The sequence below is a fragment of the Caldicoprobacter faecalis genome (assembly GCF_900115765.1).
GTDB classification, from domain to species: Bacteria; Bacillota; Clostridia; order Caldicoprobacterales; family Caldicoprobacteraceae; genus Caldicoprobacter; species Caldicoprobacter oshimai.
On record NZ_FOXR01000021.1, the window covers coordinates 1 to 23,367 of the forward strand.

A 23,367-nucleotide genomic window follows, 5' to 3' on the forward strand; every position below is an offset into this window, starting at 1 on the left:
AATTATCTCTGTAATATTTTTTAAAACCCATAGTTGACATTTTTACTGAATAAAATTATCCTTTTTGAGGTGACATTTTCACAGACTATTGACATAATGGTGATAAACATCTTGACCCTATCGCACTTTTAAGCTATAATTCGATTCGTTGACTCTTGTATTGACTTTTGACAAGGAAAGAGTGAGGGATCATATGGAATTGGTAACAGAGATAAATACGCTACGCCAAGAACTGCACAATATAATATTAAAAAACCAAAAGCTGTGTAGTGAACCGGTAGTCAAATACAGTCAAAAGCTGGACAAACTGATTGAGCTTTATTACTCTCAAACGTACAATGCATCAAAAAAAGGGGCTTCAAAAGAGTGAGCCCTTTTTTTATTCCCCTTCTTCCTTTATCAGCTTTTTTACCCTCTTTTCAAACTTTTCTCTGTCCATCATGACTATTCTACCGCACTTTAAACATTTTATCTTGAAATCTGCTCCCACTCTTATTATTTCCCATTGGTCATTGCCACAGGGGTGTTGCTTGCGCGTCTGTACGATATCACCTACCGAATACTGATTTGGCATCACTGTTTCTCCTCCTTTTCGGACTGAATTATAACCCTGCGGGGATAAGGTATCCCTATATCGTTTTCATCGAAAGCCTCTTTGATTCGCTTTTTCAACTCTCGTTCTACTTCCCAATGTTTTAAGGGTAAAGTACGGGCTACGGCACGAATGGTTATCTGGGAATCCCCCATATCTATAACCCCCAAAACCTGGGGCTGTTCAACTATGTTTTTATTCTCCTGAGCATACCTCTTTGCAACGTCTTCTATGAGCTTAATGGCCCTATCAATATCGGTCTCGTAAGGCACGCTTATGTCGACCACAGCCAGCACATTGCCCCTCGTATAGTTTACCACTTTTTGTACTTGTCCGTTAGGTATAATGGTCAAATCGCCTTTAAAACCGCGTATCTTGGTAATCCTTAAACCTATTTCCTCCACCGTGCCTGTCGTATCGCCTATAGTAACAAAATCTCCCACTGCATACTGGTCCTCAAACAATATAAAAAATCCACTGATCACATCCTTTACCAAACTCTGAGCTCCAAAGCCTATGGCCAATCCCCCTATGCCAGCCGTAGCTAAAATAGAAGTAGTATCCACAAATTGCCCCAAAACAGTAAGGCCTGTAACAAAATATACGGTATATTTCAATATGCTATGAGCCAGAGCCCGTAGGGTATTTACCTTTCTTACATCTACACCAATTTTTGCCTGAATCTGTGCATTAAAAAATCTATCTATTAAAACCTTGACTATCCTGTATACAACGCCTGCCAAAAACAATATGGCCAATATCTTCAAAGCTATGAAAGCTAAATGTTGGTAGTTTTCTATTGTGAATCCTTCAATCCAGGCATTCAGTTCCCTGCCAATGCTAAGCAAAAATTCCTTCACAATATTGATTCCTCCTTCTCCTCATTAAACGCCTCTATCTTTTATGGCTTGCTCATGCTGCACGCCTCCACAAAAGCTTTAAATAGTAGCAACATGTTTTGATGATGCCTATACATCCGCTCAGGATGCCACTGAACCCCTACCGCAAAGGTATGCTCTCTGGATTCGATAACCTCAATGACGCCGTCATCGCTTCGGCCGGTGGCACAAAAAGGAGGAGCCACTTCTCTTACAGCCTGATGATGAAAGCTGTTTACCCGTATATGCTGCTGCCCCATTATAGAGCTTATCCTGGAACCGGGTTCAAGCCTGACCCCGTGAATGGGATGCCACCCGGGCGCTGTTTGACGATGATTTATGGTAACTTCAGATTTCAATTGAGTGGCTATATCCTGATAAAGCGTCCCACCCATAGCCACGCTCATCACCTGAATCCCCCTGCATATGCCCAGTACAGGCTTGTCATTGTCCATAGCCCAGGCGCAAAGCCTTATCTCTGCCTCATCACGAATTGGATTTACCTGCCCTAAAGCGTAATGGGGATATTCGCCAAAGTAATGGGGGTCTATGTCGCCGCCTCCTGTAAACATGATGCCGTCCAGTCTGGAGGCCAAAGAACAAACATCCTCAACATCGATATATGGCAACACCACAGGCAGCCCTCCAGCCGCGTATATGGCCCTACAATAGTCGCTGTGCAGCTGAATCCTATCAGCCTCCAAATCATAATCGCAGGTAATACCTATCAAAGGCCTCATGCTCCCTACACTCCCATTTTCATCATAATATCTTTTTATTCCATGTTACGCAACCCCGTTTTATTTTTATACTCCTCTATTTTAGAGCCACGCTTTAACTCATAGGCCCTGTACAATATGCTAAATTTACGGAGACTATTTTATCACATTTTTATGCCTTATTCCCCCTCTTTTTGTAAAAAGATTTGATTGCAATAATTATTCTCAATTGATAATGATGGATATTATCTTTTGTTTGCCGTTCAAATAATTTTTGTTGATTTTTAAGCTATTTTATGTTGCATTTCTCCATGAAATGAAATAATATAATAGTAATTTTATTCTTAATTGAAAATGAAAGGAGTTTTAAACATGGGAAATGCTCGATACGATGCAGGGCAGAGAGCCAACAGAGTAGGCATTATAACAAACGCTCTGTTGACGCTGCTGAAGCTGTTAGCAGGTTTGGTGGCCCACAGCACTGCCATGATCGCTGACGCCGTTGAATCGGCTTCAGATATATTGACCACATTGATTGTAGCACTGGGATTGAAAATAGCAAATAAGCCCGCAGATCAGGAGCACCCATACGGCCATGAAAAGGCAGAGGCTATTGCGGCAAAATTCGTTGCCGGATTCCTGCTGGCAGCAGGGCTGGCGATTGGCTGGAAGGCAGTACAGCACCTGATCACAGGCGACGTCGAAACGCCCGGCGTTCTTGCCCTTTATGCGGCCATTCTAACTATAATCGTCAAGGAAGTTCTGTTTCAGTATACCATCATCGCCGCCAAAAGGATAGACAGCACGGCACTCAAAGCCAATGCCTGGCATTATCGCTCGGATGCCTTGACCTCTATGATAACCCTGATAGGGATTGGTGCAGCCAGGCTGGGCTATGCCGCAGCTGATCCGATAGCAGCCATACTGGGTGCCATACTCATTTTAAAGATGGCATATGAGATATATGCAAGGTCTATCTCAGAGCTGATGGACTCCTCGGCTCCCCCAGAAAAGGTGGAAGCCATACGCCAAATCATACTTTCAGTGCCGGACGTCAAAGGAATAGACCTTTTAAAGACCCGTAGGCACGGCAACATGATATACGTGGATGTTGACATAGTTGTTGACCGTCGCATAAGCGTGCTTGATGGGCACAATATCGCCAATGAAGTAAGAAGTGCTGTAATATCAAAGGTGGGAGATGTAAAGGACCTCATGGTACACGTAAACCCTTGCGAACCAGCATCTCTCCACTCCGCGTGTCAAAAATGCGATAAATCGTGCTAAAAATCAGTCGCCGAAGCGTTTATCTATCATGTCTGCTAGCTCGTCAAGACTTCTATGGTCGATCAGCTTCTCAGCGTCTTTACCATATTTCACAAGGTTATATAGTGGGATGAGCACATCGGCCTGACGTCCCTTCCTCTCGTTCCACGCCTTTAAATCCTCCTTTATCTCGTTGGGCGTCATATAGCTTTTGGGCCGGTATCCTAGGCTGATACAGCGAATCAGAAATCGCCTGTAAAGATACCGCACCTTCTGGGTGACATCGGACAGGTCTTCCCACCGCGGCTCCCTCTCAATCAAGGAGGTCAGCCAGTGCTTCCACCTACTGGCATATTCCTTTCCCAACGTTTTTAGGTCGATCACCTTTTCCTTCACATCCACATATCCAGCATCAGTCCCCATCCACTCCTCTTCCTGTATCAACCTTGCCAGCAGCTTGATAAGCCTCCTCATTACTCTATACAACATCATGGCAAGTGCAGCAACCAACGCAATTACAAACGCTATACTTAAAACATAAGCCAAAACCTCGAATATGTAGTCAAAGATATTTGGAGCTCTAGGCTCTGCCTCGGGCAGCATATCCAGCATCCCACCATCCGGCGGCATCTCCCCTCCCGGCTCACTCATAGGCACAAGGTTGCTTAAAAATAAGATGACCTTGACAATCAACAAAATTATGGCATTAACCAGCCATAAAACCGCTTCCTTAAGGCGGCTCAAATTTGCTACAATGCCTATCAATATAAATGTCAGGGCAATCAGCAGCCTGTTGTGCCGCAAAAGCCCGGAAGAAAGCACAGGCTCACCGTTTCTGGATAGAGTCGCTCTTTTGAGTTGTTGTAGGTTAAATATGATAAGGCTTATGCCGGTATAAATAAAGCCCATCCGCGCTACCAAACCTGCATAGGGCATGAGCGTCATTGAATGCTTGTAGAAAAAGTAGGCTACAAAATATATCAGTATCCCCACCCACAAGGCAGCAGAGGGGAAAACCTCCTCCCACCTGCGCTCAACAAAGGACATCCCTCTGAAAAGCAGCACAACCCCTACGCTGTATGAAGCCCACAGCGGCAGACCCCAGCCGAAAACGCTATATGCCAGAGAAAATGTAATGATGACGCCCAACAGTACAGATGCAATCTTCGGCTTTTTCCTTAAAACGGTCCTCAAAAGGATTCCCGTAATGTAATACACCACTAAAAAGGTCACCCAGCCAAGCGCTACAGATTCGGGAAAAGCAAAAGCCGCTAGCATCAAAATTAAAGGGAAAAAAGCGATGAGTTCTACTGCGGCCTGCATGCTCCGCTTAAGAAACGCCAATGCCTGATTCTTCATGCTCTTCACTCCTTATATCCTGTTGCGGGTGCAGCCAAAGAAATTCCACTGCATTGCCGTATTCCTTCAGCTTTCTTATCTGGTTCTCCATCCGCGGGCTTACGTAAGAGGTGATTATGAGAAAATCCATCCCCGTAACCCCTCTTGCCAGGTCCTGTTCCAGAAATGTAAAGAATGTCACGCTCCTTGCTATAACCAATTTAGCCAGGGCTTCATATATGGTGGTGAGATGCTCCAGGCTGCACCTCGGCAAGATGCGCACCGGTTCCCCTGGCCGGTCTATCAGGTATCCGTTGCTTCCAAACCCCACCTCTATTCCCCGGGAAATAATGTGCTGTGCAATGGAAGCAACATAGGATATGCCCTTTTCAATCCTTTCGGGTTCAGTGACAGCATTCCACATCTCTTCGGAAATGTCAACGTTTAAGTATATCATCAACCTTGGGTTTGCAGTAAAATCGAGGTTATTGACCTTTATCTTGCCAGTACGGGCAGTGGCTTTCCAGTTGATGCGGTTTAGAGGATCGTCGTAAGCATAATCCCTTACTCCTGCCACCATAAACGGGTCATCCACTATCCAGCGCTTCACCGTCACATCTCCCTGCCAGCTGTGAGACGGCAAAGGAATATCCTCCATCGGTATGAGTTTGGGATATACCAGCAGCTGTGCCGACAGCTGAAACTCCTTTGACACTTCCTGAAATCCAAACAAATCACCACAGGTCATCGTAACCGAATTGAGATAATAACATCCCCTCTTTAAGCACTTCACTTTGTGCCGCCGGATGATTCGAGTGTACGGCATCAAGCTGAAAAGGCTTTTGTGAAACTGTTGATGCTGTATATCGAGATTGAACTGCTTTTGAAATTTCAGATTTGCGCTGATTTTGGATTCTATGCGGAGCCATGGGACAGGCAAGAGCTTTTCATTGGATATCACTTCAACCATCTCCACCTCTTGCCCCTCAAACACGGCCGGAACGTTAAAATACCTATGGTATTTGAGGTTTTTTAGCCCCCACTTTCTGAATACCAGCCCTTGTATCATCACAATGACAACGGTTATAAATATAAACCACTGAACAGACATGGTTTAACCTTCCCTTTCCCACAGCCGTTCTTCGGTGGGCACCGGAACCTGCCGCAGTATTTGATCAATGATTTCATCCTGCTGACCGCCCTTGGCGGCCATTACATTTCTCAAAATCATCCTGTGCCTGAGTACCGGCTTTGCCATTGCCTTGACGTCATCGGGAATGACATAGTCCCTCCCTTGCAGTATTGCATATACCTGTGATGCCCTAAGGAGTGCCTGGCTTCCCCGGGGGCTTACGCCCAAATGCACGTCATTGTGCTTTCTGGTCATCTCAACGATATTCACTATATACCGAAGAATGTCATCGCTCACAAAGACGTTCACATAATCCCGTTGAGCGGCTATAATCTCTTCCCGGCTGACGACTGGGGAGATCTCGTCAAACGGGTTTCTCTCCTTAAACCTTTTCAAGATTTCAATTCCCTCCGAAGAGGATGGATAGCCCATCTGAACCTTTAGCAAAAAACGATCCAGCTGTGCCTCAGGCAGCGGAAAAGTCCCCTGGATTTCTATAGGGTTTTGGGTGGCGATAACCATAAAAGGCTGCTGCAGCTTCATGGTCTCACCGTCGATGGTGACCTGCCTTTCCTCCATGCATTCGAGGAGGCTGGACTGCGTCCTGGGCGTAGCCCTGTTTATCTCATCGGCCAGCAGTATATTTGTGAAAATTGGGCCAGGCCTGAATTCAAACTCGCCGATTTTTTGGTTGAAATAGTTTATTCCGCTCAAGTCGCTGGGCAGAAGGTCGGGCGTGAACTGAACCCTTTTAAAGGTGCAGTCCAAGGACTTTGCCAAGCATTTGGCAAGCAAGGTCTTTCCCATACCCGGCACATCCTCCAAAAGCACGTGCCCCGATGAAATCAACGCCACCAGCAAAAGGTCTATTATATCCTCTTTTCCCACAATCACCCGCTGTATGTTTGATTTTACCCTCTTTGCCAGGTCATAGATATGGGCAAATCGCATTCGTTACCATCTCCTTTTTTGGTGTCAATTCATTATATTCGCCATGGATCAGTTAATTCCTTGTACGATTTTCACCATATTTAAACTCTTTTTTGATTTAATGGGTCGCCCCGAACCTGAACATATTTTCATGAATATACTGTTATAAATCCAATATGAAAAAGGGAGGGGTTTTGTTGTACAATACAAGAGCAGAGATGCTCTTCTGGCTGAGCGTTATGTGCGATCATGCCATATTTTTGCAGAGCGCGCTGTCTTCAAAGGAAAAGACTATATGGCTTCTACCTCATTCCCCTGGTTGCAAACCACATGGCACGGGAAGAAAAATATTACCTGTCAAAAATTGAAGATTCCTTGGCCAGGCTTCACTAGATTTTGAGCATGGTTAATGGTATAATTAGGATAATTAATTCTGAAATCCTTTGAGAGCAACCGGGGGATGTAATGAACAAGGGTTCTTGCCGCATACCGCTGTTTTGCATTGCAACCAGCTTGTATTGGTTTTCAATGTATTCCTACGTGCCCATCTTATCGCCTTATGCCAAATCCCTGGGGGCATCCTACAAGATGATAGGCTTCATCGTAGGATCGTATGGGTTTACCCAAATGCTGCTCAGGATTCCCAGGGGAATCCTTTCGGATAAAATGGGCAATAGAAAATTTTTTATAATCATGGGCATTACCGCTTCTCTCATAAGCGCTGTAGGGATGTGGCTTTTCAAGGCGCCGTTTTGGCTGCTGTGGTTTCGCTCCCTAGCAGGAGTTGCTGCCTCGGCCTGGGTAGCATATACAGTCCTGTTCTCGAGCTACTTTGCCCAGCAGAACGCCCCTAAGGCCGTAGGAATTATAAACTCCTTTACCACAATAGGCCAGATGTCAGCCACTCTGATAGGTGGTTACGCGGCGCAACATTTCGGACAAGCCAGCACTTTCACGGTAGCAGCTTTTGGCGGGTTAATAGGTCTTTTATTGAGCCTGTTCATAGTAGAAAACAAAAACGTAGATCGCCAGCCCCTTACCGTATCGCAGCTCCTTTCAGTATCAAGGGATTGCAAACTGCTGCTGGTCTCGGGGCTTGCAATACTCGTCCAGTTCATCACCTTTGCAACCACCTACGGGTTTATGCCGGTTGCAGCCAAAAACATAGGCGCCAGCAATGCGCAGCTGGGGCTTTTGGCCACTTTCTCTGCCCTTCCTGCGGTATTTGCCTCGGCTGCAAGCGGCTCATTTTTCGCAAAACGCTACGGTGAAAAGGAAGTGATTGCTATGGGCTTCGTCATTATTTCTGCCGCCTGTGCCGCAATCCCATTTATTAAAAATATATATTTGCTGTACATATCCCAGGCCATCGGAGGAATAGGCCGTGGACTTGTATACCCCCTGCTTATGGCGCTGAGCATAAAATCGGTAGAAGACTCCAAAAGAGCCACCGCCATGGGCTTTTTCCAAGCCATATACGCCATAGGCATGTTCCTTGGACCAGCCTTTACAGGTCTTATAAGCGATACGCTGGGATTGACATGGGGATTTGTATTGACCGCTGTATTGGGGCTTTCAGGGACCTTGATTTCAGGCAGGTTTATAAAATAGGCAAAAAAAGGTAAGACCGCATATAATGCATATTATACGGTCTTACCTTAATAATTTTAATTGTCATTTGTTCCTAAAACACTCCTTGTCCATTGCAGTAAGTTATGCTAGACTAATTAAAAGGGTGTTGTTTTATGGGTTAACGATTGGGGGGATAAAAAATTGAGGAAAAGGCTGTTTGTCTGGGTCACAATTTTTATTTGTGCGTTTGTCTTTGCCATCCCCGCATATGCCATACAAGTCCCAGTGGAGATATCCAGAAGAAGGGCCTATCCGATTCAAAGCGACAACATAACCCTGGTTTCATTTCAGGCCACCCTGAGAGTGCGGCCGACATTCACAGCTGTTGATACGTCCATGGTCATAAGGAATGACGGCCCTTCAGAGGCAAGCATTACAGTGGGCATACCTTCGAAATATGATGACATAGTGGCCGTAAAACAGCCTTCAGTAATAGTTGAGGGGCAAAGTCAAAGGCTTACCACGGTACGTGCCGCTCAAAATCCAGAAATGCCCGATATGTTTTTGCCTCCCAATTGGAGTACATTTACAGTGAAACTAGCCCCCGGCCAATCTAAAGCCATTAAATCTTCTTTTACGATAGATAACAAATCTGATCAGACCGAACTTCGAACTATATATGTTCCTCTAAGACTTCTTAGCCTTTGGAAGGGACCTATTAACTACATTCAGGTTATAGCAGACTTGGACTTTTATCCCCCCTATGTGTTTGAACCCAATCCCTCAACCATGCCTTCTGAATACGATACCGGAGGCAGGTTGATATGGCGCTTTTTGGATGTCAGGCAAGCCGAAGATTTGCAGCTTTATTTTTACCCTGTTGAGCTGGCTGTGGCAAGCTATCTAAAACAAAAAGCGCAAAATAATACCGACGTGATCGACATAGTCAAATCATACGAAAAAATGGACTATGATGATGCCGTTGCATCGATTGCCAAATTCCTGGAGGCGAATCCTTCTTTTGAATTAAATAATGAATTGAAATATTTAAAAGCCCTGTGCCATATGGAGCTTTATCAGCCGGGGATGGCCTTTGAAATATTTGACCAGCTTCAAGCCTCCCCTGGCTTTGAAGAGCCTCTTTCCAATGTGATACGCAACAAGATAATCTATGACAGGGTATCCCTTTTGAAACTCATGGGAAGGGAACAGGAAATCCTAGATTACCTCAAAGGGGTACAACCCTCTTTAAAAAACAATGCCATTTTTATAAAATGGGTGGAAGATGAGATCAAAAGGCTGTCTCCCCCACCGCCTCCTCCTGAAGAATTAGAAGAAACGGATGAAACCGCAGATGACCAAACCGAATCCCACAATAGCGTCGAAACCAACGATGATAATATTGAATATGTTCACATATTGGGTTATGATGTTCCAGTAGAACTGGTTTTTATAGGCATATTGCTGCTAATTATAATAATGTATATGATACGCAGACGAAGAAATAAAAGGAAAAAGAGATACATATTTTGAAGAAACAGGGGAGTAGATATGAAAGAACTGCTGTTCATTGTAAATCCTGCTGCAGGAAATGGCACAGCGCTTGGTGCCATACCTTTAATTGAACAATTTTGCAGACAATGCCGTTTTAAATATGAGATAACAAAAACTCAATACAAGGGACATGCCACAGCTCTGGCAAAGAGTGCCATTTCTTTGTCATACGATGCCGTTGTGGCAGTAGGAGGCGATGGCACCGTTATGGAGGTTGCAAATGGTCTGGTTGGCTCATTAACTCCTCTGGGCATCCTGCCCACAGGTACAGGCAATGACCTCTCAAAAAGCCTAAACATTCCTTCCAAAATAGATAAGGCCCTATCTATTATCGCATATGGTAAACCTAAATACATAGATGCAGTCTCTTACGGTGATGGTTATTTCTTCAACGTTGCCAGCGTAGGCTTTGATGCCGAGATAGCCCGCGATATACAAAAGGTTAAACGCTGGATTTCCGGTAAAGCGGCTTACTACATAGCGGCATTCCTTAAGTTCATCACTTACAGGCACAAAGACGTTATACTCGAGATCGATAATACCAAAATTAGTGCGAAAATACTACTTTTTGCTATTGCTAATGGTACCTATTACGGAGGAGGAATGAACGTAAATCCCAACGGTTCTATAGATGACGGATACATCGATGCAATATTGATTACGCCCGTCCCGCGGTTTAAGTTCCCTTTTTTGTTTTGGAAATTCGTATCGGGGAAATACCTGGATCTGCCTTATGTTAAGGCTTACAGGTGCAAAAAGGTGAAAATACACAGCAATGAAAGCCTTCCGGTAAACGGAGATGGCGATATAATCGCGACAACCCCTGTCCAATTTTCTGTGTTAAATCAGGGTATCCTTGTATTTTGCTAGAGGTTTTTGCAAGGGGAGAGGGTAACATATGGACTTGTACATAATTTGGGAAGAATACGGCTACTTGATCACAGCTATTTCGGCTGCCTTATCTGTACTGGCGTTTACGATCGTAATAGTTTACTCGATAAAAACTCGAAAAATTATCAGAAAATATAAGCGTTTGATGAGGGGCATGGACAATAAAAATCTTGAAGCGTTGCTGATGCATCACCTTGATTGCGTCAAAAATAATGCCGTTAAAATCCAGGATTTAGAACAGAGATACCAGAATTTAGCGAAAGAACTAGAATTCTGCGTACAAAGGGTAGGAATTATACGGTACAATCCATTTGAACAGATGGGTAGCGATTTGAGCTTTTCGGTGGCCTTACTGGATAAAAACAATAATGGAGTAGTTCTGACAGGGTTGTTCACCAGAAGTTCTTCCTCCATATACGCAAAACCAATCCAAAATGGTACCTCTACCTATCCTTTATCTCAAGAAGAAATTGAAGCTATAAATAGAGCCATCAACCAAAACAGCCCTTCTACTAAGATCTAATTAGCTGTAAAACCAAATATAAATGGTGTATAGAAAACACCTCCTTGAGAAAAAATATCAGTGGAGGTGTTTTTTTATGAAAGTCATAGCCGTTCAAAGGGGGCTGGATTATATAAAAAATCAGTTAAACCAGCTGGGATATAAAGCGGTGTTTTATGACGAAGCCAATTACCCCATTGATGCATTGATATACCTTGAAGAAAACAACGACAACACTCTGCTTAATATTAACAAATATCTATCTCAGCAGTATACAATGCTAACTCCTGCCTATAATTATTCTGGCGCCATCTTGATCAATGCAAAGGACAAGGATATAGACGAGATCGTTCAAATAATCGAAAGGCGCGTATACAGCCCTTTATTTTAAGTCCAAACCGATGCCTCTGCCAACTTTGAAAAGCTCAAATACATTCCTCTGCTGATGATATCGGCCATATTCATGACCAGGCTCAACCTGGTGTTTTGCAGTATGAGATATTCTGCCAAACCGCCCACCATTTACTATTCCTATTATGTACATATCTCCTGCTTTGGGTAGCTTCTTGTTAACGCCCGCCCCCGGAACAATGGGACCTTTATCCACTATTATACACCCAACCTTTTCATGGCTTCCCAGACATGCATCAACAGCTATTATAAACGGACGTTTATGATTTGTTTTTATCGTACTAAGCGTACTGTGCAGGTTTTTGGCGTGTACTGGATTCTCCAAAGTACCATACACAAATACGTTTTGCCACTTGACCATCGAACTGAGTTTGTATCCCACTAAAGGGCCAAGGCAGTCTCCCGTTGATCGATCAGTGCCAATACACAACACGACAATGCTGGTGCATTCCATCTTGTACGCTTCTCTAAAAGTAAAAATAAATCTTTCAGTGAACATCGGTAATGCATTGGGATTTTTAATATCGATAATTCTATTCTCTATTGCTTGCACTGCCTTAAATTCCTCCTGCCTTTTTTATCTCATTTTTTCCTGCTACCCAAAAAGTCATTCAATATAATTTTTATGAAACCTGACTGAAACATAATGCTTGGGCCATAAAAAAATAATTGGCCATGTTAAAAGCAGGATTTTTTCACTTTTTGGCGAAATATCAATATTAATTTCGTATTTTCTTTTCTGATGAAATTATCAATTAATGGAGGATAAGATGAAGAAGATAAAACTAGCCTTACTCATTACATTAATTGTTCTCGCAATCGGCATAGTAATGCATACTCGACTGTATGAGACATTGTTCTATAGACATGAAAGCCTACAGGCCAGCAACTTATTAAACGGGCCTATACAGGTAGAACAAGACGCGCATGTACATTTTTTTAAAGACGGATTTGCAGTTTCAGGTACTAATACCAAATTTTACACGTTTGATGGTAAAGAGATGAGCTTGCCCTTTAAACCAGAAGATATAGCAGTGGTGGGCAATTCCCCTGTTATCAATCAATCTACTTCTCGATATGCGCTAGTAAACAATAGATTCGTATATGAGACTTCACATACACCTTTCAGGTTGGTGTATACCATTGAAGAAGGAAGTGAAGGATTTGATATACGTGAACTGGGTGATATGCTCTTGGTGGTATTAAAGACACAAGGTAACCTGTTAAAACCGTTACTCCTTGAAAAAGACAATGTGTATACCATCAATTTAGAAGGTATGGACCATTCACATTATATGGATGCGTCCTATGATCCTCTTACCAAGGGTTTCTCTATTCTTACCCTAGCTACTGATACTCCATACCCATCGACGCGTGTGTTTAATTTCATCGATGGCGATTCCCCGCAAGGAATGCTGTCATTGAACGATTCAATGTTTTACAAGATTTACAGGACCCAAAAAAGCATTGTTTTGGTTGGCATACATCAGATAATATGTTACAATATTGATGGTTCAATTAAATGGAGCATCAATGCCCCCAACTGTTATATCCATCAGTATGCAGCTTTAGGCAACGACCTGGTGCTCTATTTCCCAAAGGCAAGGTTTAATAAGGCCAACGCTGTGTATGTACGCAGCAACGGGGAAAAGGAATTATTGGAACTTCCATATGGACTGACCAATTTACAGCCATACAAAGAGCAGCAACTCATCGCCCTGAACAGAAACGGCGATTTGATCATTATAGGAAAAAACGGAAACACCGTCAAGGCTTATACTTTAGATGTACATCCAACAAAAGTATATTGGTCGCCTTTTGCCCCTGATCGTTTTTATGTATTAAGCAGAGATAATATGCTACATATATATGCGTTAAATAAAGTTAATTCTTGAAAGAGTCAACAACCCTCCGCTTAAAGAAAGTGAGGGCTTGTGAGGAGCCATGATTGACTAGCCTCTTAACACGATCAAGGAAGCAAATGGTTTTAGGCAATATGACAGAGTAAAATACGGAGGCATGCTTGGGATAATAGCGGGTTTAAGGAGTAGCGGGGGGTATTTTGCTATAAGAAGTCTTTCAGAAAAGAAGATACATGACAGTGCAAAACATAGCAGATTGAGACTTGTGGAGAAAACCAAGACTCTAATGTTAGAAAGGAGAGAAGAGCGCATACCTCTCCATCTTGAAGAAGATGGAGTCTCCTGCGCTCGGATATGATGAATTATATTGACTACATAATCTTGGCTGTTTTATCAATATGTGCACTAATCGGTATATACAATGGTTTTGTGGCTTCGGCTCTGAGTTTTTTGTCTTCCCTTTTTTCATGGTTGGCCTCCCTTATATTTCATCCCTTGCTCTCAAAATTTCTTGTACATCGGTACCCCGATTTAATAAAAAAGCTCGTATATTATACAGAAGGTGCATCCAAAGTTCAGTCGATTGAAGAACAAGCTCTCCATGTATCCTCATTGACAGAAGAGCAAATAATAGACATAGTGACTCGAGCCCAGCTACCTCCCCCTTTCGATCGTTTATTGATGTTTAACATGCTGAATGGCACTTTGCCGCATCTTACTACTGTTGGCGAATACTTCAACTATAGCGTGGCATATATAATACTCAATATATTATGCTTTATAACGCTCTTTGTAATAATTAAAATAACCTGTCAGGTCATCATATCCATTACAAGGGAGGTTATAGGTTTACCTGCTTTAAAGAAGTATGACTGGGTTGCAGGAGCTGGAATTGGGTTGATAAGAGGGATATTTTTAATGTTTCTGTTGTTCTCATTAGTACCAGTTATATTGGCTTTGGTTCCACTCGACATGATCTATTCATCAATAGAGAACTCTTTTCTAGGAAAGTTTTTCTTCAAACTAAACATATTTACTAATTTTATAAAGGGATTCGTATAAACGAATCCCTTTAATTGTTTCACGTGAAACAATTCTGGAATGTTTCACGTGAAACAATGCTATGACATCAGCTTCTCCACTATCCTTTCAAGATCGCTGTCACTATAATACTCAATTTGAATTACGCCCTTCTTTTTCCCTGGGGTAATCTGAACCCTAGTCCCAAAGCGTTCCTCCAGGCTAGCCTCAATTTCTAAAATATAGCCAGGCTTATTTGTACTTGTCTTTTTGTTCTTCTCTTTATCTCCTATACGCCCCTTTAAATTCCTGACTATTTGCTCAACTTCCCTAACACTCAGGCCCTTTTCAACTATCTTCTTTGCAAGCATTAACCTCATCTGCTCATCTTCGACAGCCAGCAGTGCCCTCGCATGCCCCGATGTCAATCTGCCATCCTCCAAATAGCTTTTGATCTCATCGCTCAAAGAAAGAAGCCGCAAGGCATTGGCCACAGCTGACCTGCTCCACCCTATCCTTTCGGCAACCTGTTCTTGAGTAAGCCCGTACTCCTCGATTAGCTGACGTATTCCCTGTGCTTCTTCTATTGGATTCAAATCCTCACGCTGCAAGTTTTCAATCAAGGCTATCTCTACCAGCTCGCGCTTGTCCACATCCCTTACAATAGCTGGTATATGGGTCAAACCGGCAAGCCGTGCCGCTCGCCATCTCCTTTCTCCCACAACGATTATGTATCTGCCGTTGTTTGGCTTGACTATAATGGGCTGAACGACGCCGTACTGCTTTATAGACTGGGCAAGTTCCATTATCTTTTGCTCATCGAACCGCTTTCTGGGCTGATTGACGTTTGGATCAATATCGGTTATTTTTATCTCTTGAATAGCTTCCCGGCCAGAGGAAATCATTTGCGCATCATAAGGCTGAAGAAGGGCATCCAACCCTCTTCCCAATCCGCGTTTAGCCAACTAAATCGCCTCCCTATCATTCTCTATGAATTCTTCAGCAAGCTCGCAATATGCAACAGCCCCTACGCATTTGGGATCATAAAGCGTTATGGGCATCCCATGACTTGGGGCTTCACCCAATCTGACATTGCGAGGAATAATGGTCTTATACACCTTATCGCGAAAATGCCTTTTTACATCTTCCACGACCTGTATTGAAAGATTGGTTCTGGCATCAAACATGGTCAATACAACGCCTTCAAGCTCCAGAGACGGATTTAAGTTCTTCTTTACAATGTTAATTGTATTGATCAGTTGGCTCAAACCCTCAAGGGCATAGTATTCACATTGAATTGGCACTATAACCTTATCTGAAGCAGTCAAAGCGTTTATAGTAAGAAGCCCTAAAGAAGGGGGACAATCTATAAAAATATAGTCGTACTCTTCCCTAATGGGTTCAATAGCTTTTTTAAGAATGGTTTCCCTGGCAATCATGGGTACCATCTCTATTTCAGCTCCTGCAAGCTGTATATTTGAAGGTATGATATCGAGATTATCTATTTTGGTAGACAATATAGCCTGCTTTACATCAATTCCATTTATTAATACGTCATAAATAGAACAGCCAATTTTATTCTTATCAATTCCCAATCCGCTTGTGGTATTACCCTGTGGGTCTATGTCTATAGTCAATACCCTTTTACCTAGAGCCGCTATACACGCACTTAAGTTTACATTTGTCGTTGTCTTACCCACCCCACCTTTTTGATTGGCTATAGAAATCACCTTTGACATGAAATAACAACCCCTTCATTTCATTTTCAAGCAGAGAATAACTGTTCTTTAAACTATATTATATTAAAATATCACATCAATTTAAAGGGCAATAAAAACAAAATACGGCATCACCAATTTTTGCGGTTATGCCGTATTTTACTTTTTTATAAAATATGAATTTTAATAACTTCCGTTTAACGCGCAGCATTACCTTTACGAATACTTAGGTATTTTTACAATTATTTCCACACTGTCCTCGTTGTCAATTTGCGTCATCTGTGGATTAAGCCCATACTCTTTTATCATGTTTACAGCTTTCTTAATAGTATTTATAAAAATCCTCACATCTTTCTTGCATGCCTGCTTCACCTTTGTGCGTTTAATGGTCCCAAGCTTGTCCGACTGAAGCTTTCTCAATATCCTCTCTATCAACATTTCAGTCTCTTTTACATTGTATTTTTTGCTTATGACCTGCTCTAAAACCTTCAATTTCAAATCATCATCGGGCAATCTGAGCAATGCCCTGGCGTGCCGCTCGGTTAGATTATTCTCCAACAACATCTTCTTTATATTGTCCGGGAGCTTGAGAAGGCGCATCTTATTGGCAATGGTAGATTGATTTTTCCCTATCCTCTTGGCCAACTCCTCTTGGGTAAAGCCATGATCTTGTATCAGACAGGCATACCCCATTGCCTCATCTAAATAATGTAAATCTTCCCTCTGAAGGTTTTCTATCATAGCTATAATTGCCGAATCCCTCTCATGGATGTTTAGGACTATTGCAGGTATATACTCCATCCCTATCATTTGACAGGCGCGCAATCGCCTTTCGCCAGCAATCAATTCATAAGCATCAGAGCCGACCTTTCTAACAGTTATTGGTTGCAGCACCCCATACTGCCTTATGGATTGAGATAGCTCTTCCAGCCCCTGCTTTGAAAACTCCTTTCGGGGCTGATAAGGATTTGGCCTTATCTTATCAATCGGGATCTGCTGCACCATCATGCAGTTACCCGATACGCCTTTTCTTATAACCCTTAACACCTCTATCGCCCCCATTCGCTTTATAATATTCGCCATAAATTCTTAAATTCCTTCTTAATTGCTTAAATTTTTTTGAAATTTTTGTTTATTATTATATTATTAAAATTTTCTCTTTTTATTTTCATTTTTCTTCATTTTTCTCTATATTTGTATGTTGACACAAAAAAATCGCCATCACAATGGCGATTTTTGAGGTTTTCCGGGCGATCGAGGATATCTATTCGGAGTCCTTTTTTCCTTTCGTATCACCACAATATTATGAGTTTTCTCTGAAAACGGCACTTTAATATTTCTTATCTCAACAAAGTTCCCACCCAGAACATCAATCGCGTTTTTTGACGCTTCAAGCTCTTCCAAAGCACCAGGCCCTTTATACGACAAAAAAAATCCTCCCGGGCGCAAAAAAGGGATGCAATATTCACAAAGCACCCTGAGAGGAGCCACCGCCCGGGATACCACCACATCAAACGCTTCTCTATACTGAGACCGTCCCAACTCCTCCGCTCTTCCATGAACAGCCGTTATCCCATCAAGCCCCAAAGATCTTATGACGTAGTTTAAGAAGTTCACCCGCTTTTTAGAAGCGTCTAGCAACACCATATCCAATTCGGAAATGGCTATCTTTATAGGAATGCCAGGAAAACCGGCACCAGAGCCCACATCCATTATCCTCATCCCGGGCTGCAAAATGTCCATAGTCAAAGGGCCAAGAGAATCCAAAAAATGCTGTATTATAATCTCCCTGGGTTCTGTAATGGCAGTCAAATTTACCTTTTCGTTGTATTCGACCAAAAGATAGACGTACTTCCTAAACTGTTCAACTTTTACGTCATCTATCTCGATACCCCACTGCAAAAGGCCGCTTTTCAAAAGTTCAACTTCACTGCTGAAGTTCTTCACTGGCCTTTTTCCTCCTCATCTTTTCCATGTAAATCATTAAAACCGATATATCAGCCGGCGATACTCCAGAAATCCTGGAGGCCTGTCCTATGGAACGCGGCCTTATCTCCTTGAGTTTCTGCCTTGCCTCGTTTCTAAGCCCGGGTATATCGTCGTAGGCTATATCCTCCGGTATTAGCTTATTTTCCATCTTTCTGAACTGCTCCGCCTGTTGAATCTGCTTCTTAATATATCCTTCATATTTTACCTGGATTTCGACCTGCTCCTTTTCCTGCCTGGTCAGCTCAGGATTGGCAAGCCCCAGCTCTTCATAGTCGCTGTATTGAATTTCAGGCCTTTTGAGCAGGTCATACAGCGTAATCCCACTCTTTATCAGTGAACTCCCCTTTTTTCTCAGAAAATCGAGTATCTTATCAGTAGGTCCTACCACTACTTCCTTCAGCCTGGCCAGTTCCTTTTCTACCATCTCCCTTTTTCGCATGAACAAATCGTACCTTCTGTCATCCACCAGCCCAATTTTTCGGCCTATTTCTGTAAGCCTTAGATCAGCGTTGTCCTGCCTGAGCAGCAAGCGATACTCGGCACGCGAGGTCATCATCCTGTATGGCTCATTGGTGCCTTTAGTAACAAGGTCATCAATCAATACCCCTATATAGGCCTGTGAACGGTCTAAAATCAACGGAGGCTGATCTTTTATATACTGTACAGCGTTTATGCCGGCTATAATTCCTTGAGCTGCAGCCTCCTCATAGCCCGAGCTTCCGTTTATCTGCCCGGCAAAGAACAAACCCTTTATTTCCTTGCTTTCCAGTGACAGCTTGAGCTGAGTGGGATCGATGCAATCATACTCAATAGCATAGGCGGGCCGCATAATCTGGACGTTTTCCAGTCCAGGGATAGTTCGATACATGGCAATCTGCACATCGATGGGCATACTGGTGGACATACCTTGCACATACATCTCAAGCGTATTGAGTCCCTCAGGCTCTATAAATACCTGATGGCTTTCCTTATCCCTGAATTTGACCACTTTATCTTCTATGGAAGGACAGTACCGTGGCCCAATTCCCTCTATAACGCCCGAATACAAGGGCGAACGGTGCAGATTCTCCAAGATGATTTCATGGGTACGCTGATTGGTATAGGTAAGCCAGCAGGACACCTGCTCCCTCTTTATGGTATCGTGCAAGAACGAAAAGGGTATTATAATCTCATCTCCGGGTTGCTCTTTCATCTTTGAAAAATCTATGGTTTTACGATTGACCCTAGCGGGAGTCCCTGTTTTAAATCTTCTAAGCCTAAAACCCAAGTCCTTCAAGCACTGCGATAGATAATTTGCCGGAAAAAGGCCGGAAGGACCGCTGTTTACAGAATACTCCCCTATGATCACTCGTGACTTCAAATAAACGCCAGTAGCTACCACAATCGCACGGCAACTGTAATACTCGCCGGTGCTTAAAACGACGCCTTCAACAGTCCCTCCCTTAACCTTTATCGAAATCACTTCACCCTGCCTTACATCAAGATTTTCTTGCCTTTCCAGCGTCTGCTTCATCTGAAGGTGATAGTTCCTCTTATCGGCCTGAGCCCTCAAGGAATGGACGGCAGGGCCTTTACCGGTATTTATCATCCTTATCTGGATAAAGGTCTTGTCGGTATTTATACCCATCTGCCCACCCAAAGCGTCTATCTCCCTCACCAGGTGACCCTTGGAAGTACCGCCTATTGAAGGATTGCACGCCATAAGCGCTATTCCCTCGAGGCTTATGGAAAAAACGGCCGTCTTGCAGCCCAATCGCGCCGCGGCAAGGGCTGCCTCACATCCCGCATGACCAGCTCCTATTACAATTACATCATAATCCCCTGCATAAAATTCCATAGCCGCATTCAACCCCTACTTTCCTACGCAGAATTCTGAGAATATCTTATCAATCAGGTCCTCTGTCACCGTTTCTCCGGTAATCATGCCCAGCGCATCACAAGCACTTCGTATATCAATTGAGACCAGGTCCACCGGCACACCGCTTTCCAAAGCCCGTAACGCTTCCACAACATGCTCTTTTGCCCTTAGCAGTACCTCCTGATGCCGCAGATTGGTTATGAGCACCCCATCGTTTGCTTCTACTTTGCCCTCCATTACGGTATCGTATATGCATTTCTCGATATCCTCTATTCCCTTATTTAAAACCATGGAAGTGTGTATGACGGGCGCATCCAATTCAATATCCTTTAAATCCAAAACGATAGGCTTATCGGTCTTGTTGAGCACCACTATTACCCTTTTGCTGGCTATTTCAGCCATAATTCGCCTGTCCTCATCATCAAATGGCCTGGATGCATCTAGCACCCACAATACCAAGTCTGCATCCTCAATGCTTTTCCTTGACCGTTCAACTCCCAGCCCTTCCACCACATCAGTGGTCTCCCTTATACCTGCCGTATCGAGTATCCTCACCAAAAGGCCGTTTATGCTGAGCGATTCCTCGATCACATCCCTGGTGGTACCAGGTATATCGGTAACGATAGCGCGGTTTTCTCTAAGTAAAGCGTTGAGAAGCGAAGACTTGCCCACGTTGGGTTTGCCCACAATCACTACCTTGACACCCTGCCTGATTATCTTGCCCTGTTCGGCCGTACTTAACAGATAGTCAATCTCTTTTACCGCGTCATTGAGTCGCTGCAAATAATCCTCTACCGGCACTTCTTCTATATCTTCTTCCGGGTAATCGATGGTTACCTCTATGTGTGCCATAATATCCAACAATTTCCCTCTTATACGGCGGATTTTTTCAGACAAAGCGCCCTCCATGTGCTGTACCGATGCCCTGGCCTGGGCCTCCGTCTTGGAATATATAAGCTCCATTATTCCCTCGGCCTGGGCCAGGTCAATCCTCCCGTTCAAAAACGCCCGTTTGGTAAACTCTCCTGGCTCTGCCAGCCTAGCCCCGTACTCAATGGCAAGCCTCAGTATCTGCCTGAGTGGAATAATCCCACCGTGACAGTGTATCTCGACTATATCCTCTTTAGTGTAAGAATGGGGGGCTTTCATGACTACCACAAGGACCTCATCGATGATCCGCCCATCGCCATCTACTATATGCCCATAATAAAATCGACGATTTTCAAAATCGGCCGGCAGTCTGCCGCTTTTGGTTCTGAACATCTTCCTTAAGATATCCTGGGATTTACCTCCGCTCATCCTCACGATGCCAATGCCGCCTACACCGATAGGCGTTGAAATTGCCGCAATCGTATCTTCTAAAGCCATTGCCATAACATCTCATCCTCTTTTTACTTGCCTAGCAAAATAGTATTTACTATAAGTTTATCATTTTAAACATAAATATTAACCCAGTAATTATCTACTGGGTTAACATGAAAAAATAGCCATTATTTCAGCTTTATAACCACTTTTCTGTACGGCTCTTCTCCTTCGCTGTATGTGGTCACATATGGATGATTCTGAAGAGTAGAATGTATGATGCGCCTCTCATAAGGATTCATTGGTTCAAGTACGATGCTCTTTTTGGTACGCTGCACTTTATTGGCCAGCCGCTTCGCCAGCTTCCTCAAAGTCTCCTCCCTCTTGCTACGATATTCTTCAGTATCTATGATGATCCGCTTGTAATCGCTCTTATTCCTATTTACAGCGAGATTTGTAATGTATTGAAGTGCGTCCAGCGTCTCCCCCCTACGACCTATTACCAATCCCATATTTTGACCGCTCAGCTTTACCATTATCTGTGACTCTTCCTCAGTTATCTCTATCTTCGCCTCAATCCCCATCAACTCTAAAACCCTGGACAAAAACTCCTTTATCTCGTCCTTCACGCTCCTCTTTATAGTAGCTCGAATTCTGGCATTCCTACCACCTATTATTCCGAATAAACCCTTAACGGGCTCTTCAAAAATTTCTATATCTAGGTTGTCCCTTTGTACACCCAGCTTTGCCACAGCCATCAAAATAGCTTCTTCAATGGTCTTGCCGGTGGTCTCCACGCTTCTCACGATTTTACACCTTCCCCTTTAGGTGAATTTGTTCGATTATATACAATTTGCTGGATTATTTGAAATATATTATTGGTCACCCAGTACACGCCAAATGCCGCTGTATACATAGCAGTGAACCATACTGACAAAATAGGAAAAATTGCAGTGAACCCACTTGTTTGTTGATTACCAGACGAGGCATTTGCCAGCTTTGTCTGATAATAAGACGTAACACCTGCAAGAATGGGGAGTATGAACAGGCCGTTCCACTCATTTGAAAATAGCTCTATAGGTCTTCCCACCACACTTACAAGGGGAGAGTCAGCAATCCATATGTTTTTAATCCAGAGAAATCTGTAAGCGCCGTACTGCGCATTGAGAAAGCTGTATATTTCTTGATTGCTTATGTTCTTGATTGCCTCCAAAAGCAAGGAGACATTTTCTGCCCCCGCAATCTCTTTCATCTGGTCAACGATTGGTAAATCGGTCCTGATAAATAATTGAGGTATGATATCCACCATTCTTTGCTTAATGGCGCTCGAAGACTCAACAGCTTTTGTAATTTGATCCAAAACAGGTATTATTGAAGGGTCATGATGCTTGATCACATCGATCAAAAAGCTCCCAAGCTCCATGCTTGAAATCTGCCTTAAAGCAGCAAACAGAGCAAAAAATATCGGGATCTGTATCAATAAAGGAAGACAACCCCCCAGCGGATTCACACCGTGCTTTTGATACAATTCAGCAGTCTTTCTGTTCCTCTTATCAGGGTCATACTTGTACTTTTCATTTATCTCTTTCAGCAGAGGCTGTAGCTCGTTGATCTTCTTTGTCGAAGCCCTGGCCTTTAAATCCAGAGGTAACAACACAAGCCTCATCAATATAGTAAACAGCACCACTGAAAGGCCGTAATTGTTGGTTATGTTATTTATAAGCTGCAATACGTTTGCCAAAAAATTGACAAATGAGCCCCATAATCCTGGATTGGCCGCCTCCGCAACGACGACTATATTTAGCATTAGTTGATCCATTACATTCACTACCC

The 23,367-nt window shown here is 43.2% G+C and carries 24 protein-coding genes and 1 pseudogene; 10 read left to right on the forward strand and 15 right to left on the reverse strand.

The features are described 5' to 3' along the window. The first annotated feature begins 193 nt into the window (after window positions 1–193). Window positions 194–370, forward strand: a complete 177-nt coding sequence (locus BM241_RS08315; protein ID WP_084054779.1) for an aspartyl-phosphate phosphatase Spo0E family protein — start codon at window positions 194–196, stop codon at window positions 368–370. 9 nt (window positions 371–379) lie between these two features. Here BM241_RS08315 and BM241_RS08320 read toward each other — a convergent pair whose 3' ends face one another. Genes BM241_RS08320 through BM241_RS08330 form a run of 3 tightly spaced genes read right to left on the reverse strand, consistent with a single transcriptional unit; the run spans window position 380 to window position 2,210 of the window. Continuing rightward, window positions 380–574, reverse strand: coding sequence for a DUF951 domain-containing protein (locus BM241_RS08320; RefSeq protein ID WP_025748767.1), 195 nt, complete (start codon window positions 572–574; stop codon window positions 380–382). Further along, window positions 574–1,452, reverse strand: coding sequence for a mechanosensitive ion channel family protein (locus BM241_RS08325; protein WP_207648985.1), 879 nt, complete (start codon window positions 1,450–1,452; stop codon window positions 574–576). The genes BM241_RS08320 and BM241_RS08325 overlap by 1 nt, the downstream gene beginning before the upstream one ends. Window positions 1,453–1,493: 41 nt before the next feature. Continuing rightward, complete coding sequence (locus tag BM241_RS08330; RefSeq protein ID WP_092282507.1) at window positions 1,494–2,210, reverse strand: gamma-glutamyl-gamma-aminobutyrate hydrolase family protein; 717 nt, start codon at window positions 2,208–2,210, stop codon at window positions 1,494–1,496. A 351-nt stretch (window positions 2,211–2,561) separates the two neighbouring features. Here BM241_RS08330 and BM241_RS08335 point away from each other — a divergent pair, with 351 nt between their 5' ends. Next, a complete protein-coding gene (locus BM241_RS08335) occupies window positions 2,562–3,476 on the forward strand; it encodes a cation diffusion facilitator family transporter (protein ID WP_092282508.1) in 915 nt (304 codons plus the stop codon). Between the two features lie 3 nt (window positions 3,477–3,479). Here the strand turns inward: BM241_RS08335 and BM241_RS08340 are convergent, their stop codons facing one another. The 3 genes from BM241_RS08340 to BM241_RS08350 are packed head-to-tail and all read right to left on the reverse strand — an operon-like array spanning window position 3,480 to window position 6,876. Further along, a complete protein-coding gene (locus BM241_RS08340) occupies window positions 3,480–4,814 on the reverse strand; it encodes a hypothetical protein (protein ID WP_092282509.1) in 1,335 nt (444 codons plus the stop codon). Then, the gene (locus tag BM241_RS08345) at window positions 4,786–5,904 is read right to left on the reverse strand and encodes a DUF58 domain-containing protein (protein ID WP_092282510.1); all 1,119 of its coding nucleotides are present in this window, start codon (window positions 5,902–5,904) and stop codon (window positions 4,786–4,788) included. Before BM241_RS08345 ends, BM241_RS08340 begins: the two co-directional genes overlap by 29 nt. Window positions 5,905–5,907: 3 nt before the next feature. After that, window positions 5,908–6,876, reverse strand: coding sequence for an AAA family ATPase (locus BM241_RS08350; RefSeq protein WP_092282511.1), 969 nt, complete (start codon window positions 6,874–6,876; stop codon window positions 5,908–5,910). Between the two features lie 176 nt (window positions 6,877–7,052). Here BM241_RS08350 and BM241_RS12475 point away from each other — a divergent pair, with 176 nt between their 5' ends. The 6 genes from BM241_RS12475 (at window position 7,053) to BM241_RS08375 (ending at window position 11,765) form a co-directional block, all read left to right on the forward strand. Beyond that, window positions 7,053–7,223: a hypothetical protein gene (locus BM241_RS12475; protein ID WP_177206132.1), complete on the forward strand. Its 171-nt coding sequence runs from the start codon at window positions 7,053–7,055 to the stop codon at window positions 7,221–7,223. A gap of 97 nt (window positions 7,224–7,320) precedes the next feature. Continuing rightward, on the forward strand, window positions 7,321–8,466 hold the full coding sequence (locus BM241_RS08355; protein WP_092282512.1) for an MFS transporter: 1,146 nt from the start codon (window positions 7,321–7,323) through the stop codon (window positions 8,464–8,466). Between the two features lie 162 nt (window positions 8,467–8,628). Beyond that, the gene (locus BM241_RS08360; RefSeq protein WP_092282513.1) at window positions 8,629–9,960 is read left to right on the forward strand and encodes a hypothetical protein; all 1,332 of its coding nucleotides are present in this window, start codon (window positions 8,629–8,631) and stop codon (window positions 9,958–9,960) included. A gap of 18 nt (window positions 9,961–9,978) precedes the next feature. After that, window positions 9,979–10,851 carry a diacylglycerol/lipid kinase family protein gene (locus BM241_RS08365; RefSeq protein WP_025748757.1) on the forward strand — a complete coding sequence of 291 codons (873 nt, stop codon included), beginning with the start codon at window positions 9,979–9,981 and terminating at the stop codon, window positions 10,849–10,851. A gap of 28 nt (window positions 10,852–10,879) precedes the next feature. Then, on the forward strand, window positions 10,880–11,395 hold the full coding sequence (locus tag BM241_RS08370; protein ID WP_025748756.1) for a DUF4446 family protein: 516 nt from the start codon (window positions 10,880–10,882) through the stop codon (window positions 11,393–11,395). 76 nt (window positions 11,396–11,471) lie between these two features. Further along, window positions 11,472–11,765, forward strand: coding sequence for a YkuS family protein (locus BM241_RS08375; RefSeq protein ID WP_025748755.1), 294 nt, complete (start codon window positions 11,472–11,474; stop codon window positions 11,763–11,765). Here the strand turns inward: BM241_RS08375 and yyaC are convergent. Then, a pseudogene (yyaC, locus tag BM241_RS08380) lies at window positions 11,762–12,284 on the reverse strand (spore protease YyaC). The gene BM241_RS08375 and the pseudogene yyaC overlap by 4 nt on opposite strands. A 271-nt stretch (window positions 12,285–12,555) precedes the next feature. Here yyaC and BM241_RS08385 point away from each other — a divergent pair. Together BM241_RS08385 and BM241_RS08395 are read left to right on the forward strand one after the other, a co-directional pair. Then, entirely contained in the window at window positions 12,556–13,680 is a 1,125-nt protein-coding gene (locus BM241_RS08385) for a hypothetical protein (RefSeq protein WP_025748753.1), read from the forward strand. Window positions 13,681–14,001: 321 nt separating this feature from the next. Continuing rightward, window positions 14,002–14,709, forward strand: coding sequence for a CvpA family protein (locus tag BM241_RS08395; RefSeq protein ID WP_092282514.1), 708 nt, complete (start codon window positions 14,002–14,004; stop codon window positions 14,707–14,709). A gap of 59 nt (window positions 14,710–14,768) precedes the next feature. Here the strand turns inward: BM241_RS08395 and BM241_RS08400 are convergent, their stop codons facing one another. The 8 genes from BM241_RS08400 to BM241_RS08435 form a co-directional block, all read right to left on the reverse strand. Beyond that, window positions 14,769–15,632 (reverse strand): ParB/RepB/Spo0J family partition protein, encoded by an 864-nt coding sequence (locus tag BM241_RS08400; protein WP_177206133.1) that lies wholly within the window; start codon window positions 15,630–15,632, stop codon window positions 14,769–14,771. Then, a complete protein-coding gene (locus BM241_RS08405) occupies window positions 15,633–16,406 on the reverse strand; it encodes a ParA family protein (protein WP_092282515.1) in 774 nt (257 codons plus the stop codon). Between the two features lie 195 nt (window positions 16,407–16,601). Continuing rightward, complete coding sequence (noc, locus tag BM241_RS08410; protein ID WP_092282525.1) at window positions 16,602–17,393, reverse strand: nucleoid occlusion protein; 792 nt, start codon at window positions 17,391–17,393, stop codon at window positions 16,602–16,604. A 213-nt stretch (window positions 17,394–17,606) separates the two neighbouring features. Next, window positions 17,607–18,332 carry a 16S rRNA (guanine(527)-N(7))-methyltransferase RsmG gene (gene rsmG, locus BM241_RS08415; RefSeq protein ID WP_092282516.1) on the reverse strand — a complete coding sequence of 242 codons (726 nt, stop codon included), beginning with the start codon at window positions 18,330–18,332 and terminating at the stop codon, window positions 17,607–17,609. Next, the gene (gene mnmG / locus BM241_RS08420; protein ID WP_092282517.1) at window positions 18,313–20,211 is read right to left on the reverse strand and encodes a tRNA uridine-5-carboxymethylaminomethyl(34) synthesis enzyme MnmG; all 1,899 of its coding nucleotides are present in this window, start codon (window positions 20,209–20,211) and stop codon (window positions 18,313–18,315) included. Before mnmG ends, rsmG begins: the two co-directional genes overlap by 20 nt. 15 nt (window positions 20,212–20,226) lie before the next feature. Further along, window positions 20,227–21,600: a tRNA uridine-5-carboxymethylaminomethyl(34) synthesis GTPase MnmE gene (gene mnmE, locus BM241_RS08425; protein ID WP_092282526.1), complete on the reverse strand. Its 1,374-nt coding sequence runs from the start codon at window positions 21,598–21,600 to the stop codon at window positions 20,227–20,229. 122 nt (window positions 21,601–21,722) lie between these two features. Beyond that, the gene (gene jag / locus BM241_RS08430; protein WP_092282518.1) at window positions 21,723–22,343 is read right to left on the reverse strand and encodes an RNA-binding cell elongation regulator Jag/EloR; all 621 of its coding nucleotides are present in this window, start codon (window positions 22,341–22,343) and stop codon (window positions 21,723–21,725) included. Continuing rightward, the gene (locus BM241_RS08435; protein ID WP_169729774.1) at window positions 22,337–23,353 is read right to left on the reverse strand and encodes a YidC/Oxa1 family membrane protein insertase; all 1,017 of its coding nucleotides are present in this window, start codon (window positions 23,351–23,353) and stop codon (window positions 22,337–22,339) included. The genes jag and BM241_RS08435 overlap by 7 nt, the downstream gene beginning before the upstream one ends. Window positions 23,354–23,367: the final 14 nt, after the last annotated feature.

What these genes read in the sequence shown, in the direction of transcription:
- mnmG (WP_092282517.1), bottom strand. Translation starts at nt 20,211, where the DNA reads ATGGAATTTTATGCAGGGGATTATGATGTAATTGTAATAGGAGCTGGT.
- BM241_RS08375 (WP_025748755.1), top strand. Translation starts at nt 11,472, where the DNA reads ATGAAAGTCATAGCCGTTCAAAGGGGGCTGGATTATATAAAAAATCAG.
- BM241_RS08335 (WP_092282508.1), top strand. Translation starts at nt 2,562, where the DNA reads ATGGGAAATGCTCGATACGATGCAGGGCAGAGAGCCAACAGAGTAGGC.
- BM241_RS08370 (WP_025748756.1), top strand. Translation starts at nt 10,880, where the DNA reads ATGGACTTGTACATAATTTGGGAAGAATACGGCTACTTGATCACAGCT.
- BM241_RS08350 (WP_092282511.1), bottom strand. Translation starts at nt 6,876, where the DNA reads ATGCGATTTGCCCATATCTATGACCTGGCAAAGAGGGTAAAATCAAAC.
- BM241_RS08315 (WP_084054779.1), top strand. Translation starts at nt 194, where the DNA reads ATGGAATTGGTAACAGAGATAAATACGCTACGCCAAGAACTGCACAAT.
- BM241_RS08330 (WP_092282507.1), bottom strand. Translation starts at nt 2,210, where the DNA reads ATGAGGCCTTTGATAGGTATTACCTGCGATTATGATTTGGAGGCTGAT.
- BM241_RS08365 (WP_025748757.1), top strand. Translation starts at nt 9,979, where the DNA reads ATGAAAGAACTGCTGTTCATTGTAAATCCTGCTGCAGGAAATGGCACA.
- BM241_RS08435 (WP_169729774.1), bottom strand. Translation starts at nt 23,353, where the DNA reads ATGGATCAACTAATGCTAAATATAGTCGTCGTTGCGGAGGCGGCCAAT.
- BM241_RS08320 (WP_025748767.1), bottom strand. Translation starts at nt 574, where the DNA reads ATGCCAAATCAGTATTCGGTAGGTGATATCGTACAGACGCGCAAGCAA.
- BM241_RS08395 (WP_092282514.1), top strand. Translation starts at nt 14,002, where the DNA reads ATGATGAATTATATTGACTACATAATCTTGGCTGTTTTATCAATATGT.
- BM241_RS08355 (WP_092282512.1), top strand. Translation starts at nt 7,321, where the DNA reads ATGAACAAGGGTTCTTGCCGCATACCGCTGTTTTGCATTGCAACCAGC.
- BM241_RS08405 (WP_092282515.1), bottom strand. Translation starts at nt 16,406, where the DNA reads ATGTCAAAGGTGATTTCTATAGCCAATCAAAAAGGTGGGGTGGGTAAG.
- BM241_RS08345 (WP_092282510.1), bottom strand. Translation starts at nt 5,904, where the DNA reads ATGTCTGTTCAGTGGTTTATATTTATAACCGTTGTCATTGTGATGATA.
- BM241_RS08385 (WP_025748753.1), top strand. Translation starts at nt 12,556, where the DNA reads ATGAAGAAGATAAAACTAGCCTTACTCATTACATTAATTGTTCTCGCA.
- BM241_RS08340 (WP_092282509.1), bottom strand. Translation starts at nt 4,814, where the DNA reads ATGAAGAATCAGGCATTGGCGTTTCTTAAGCGGAGCATGCAGGCCGCA.
- mnmE (WP_092282526.1), bottom strand. Translation starts at nt 21,600, where the DNA reads ATGGCTTTAGAAGATACGATTGCGGCAATTTCAACGCCTATCGGTGTA.
- noc (WP_092282525.1), bottom strand. Translation starts at nt 17,393, where the DNA reads ATGATGGTGCAGCAGATCCCGATTGATAAGATAAGGCCAAATCCTTAT.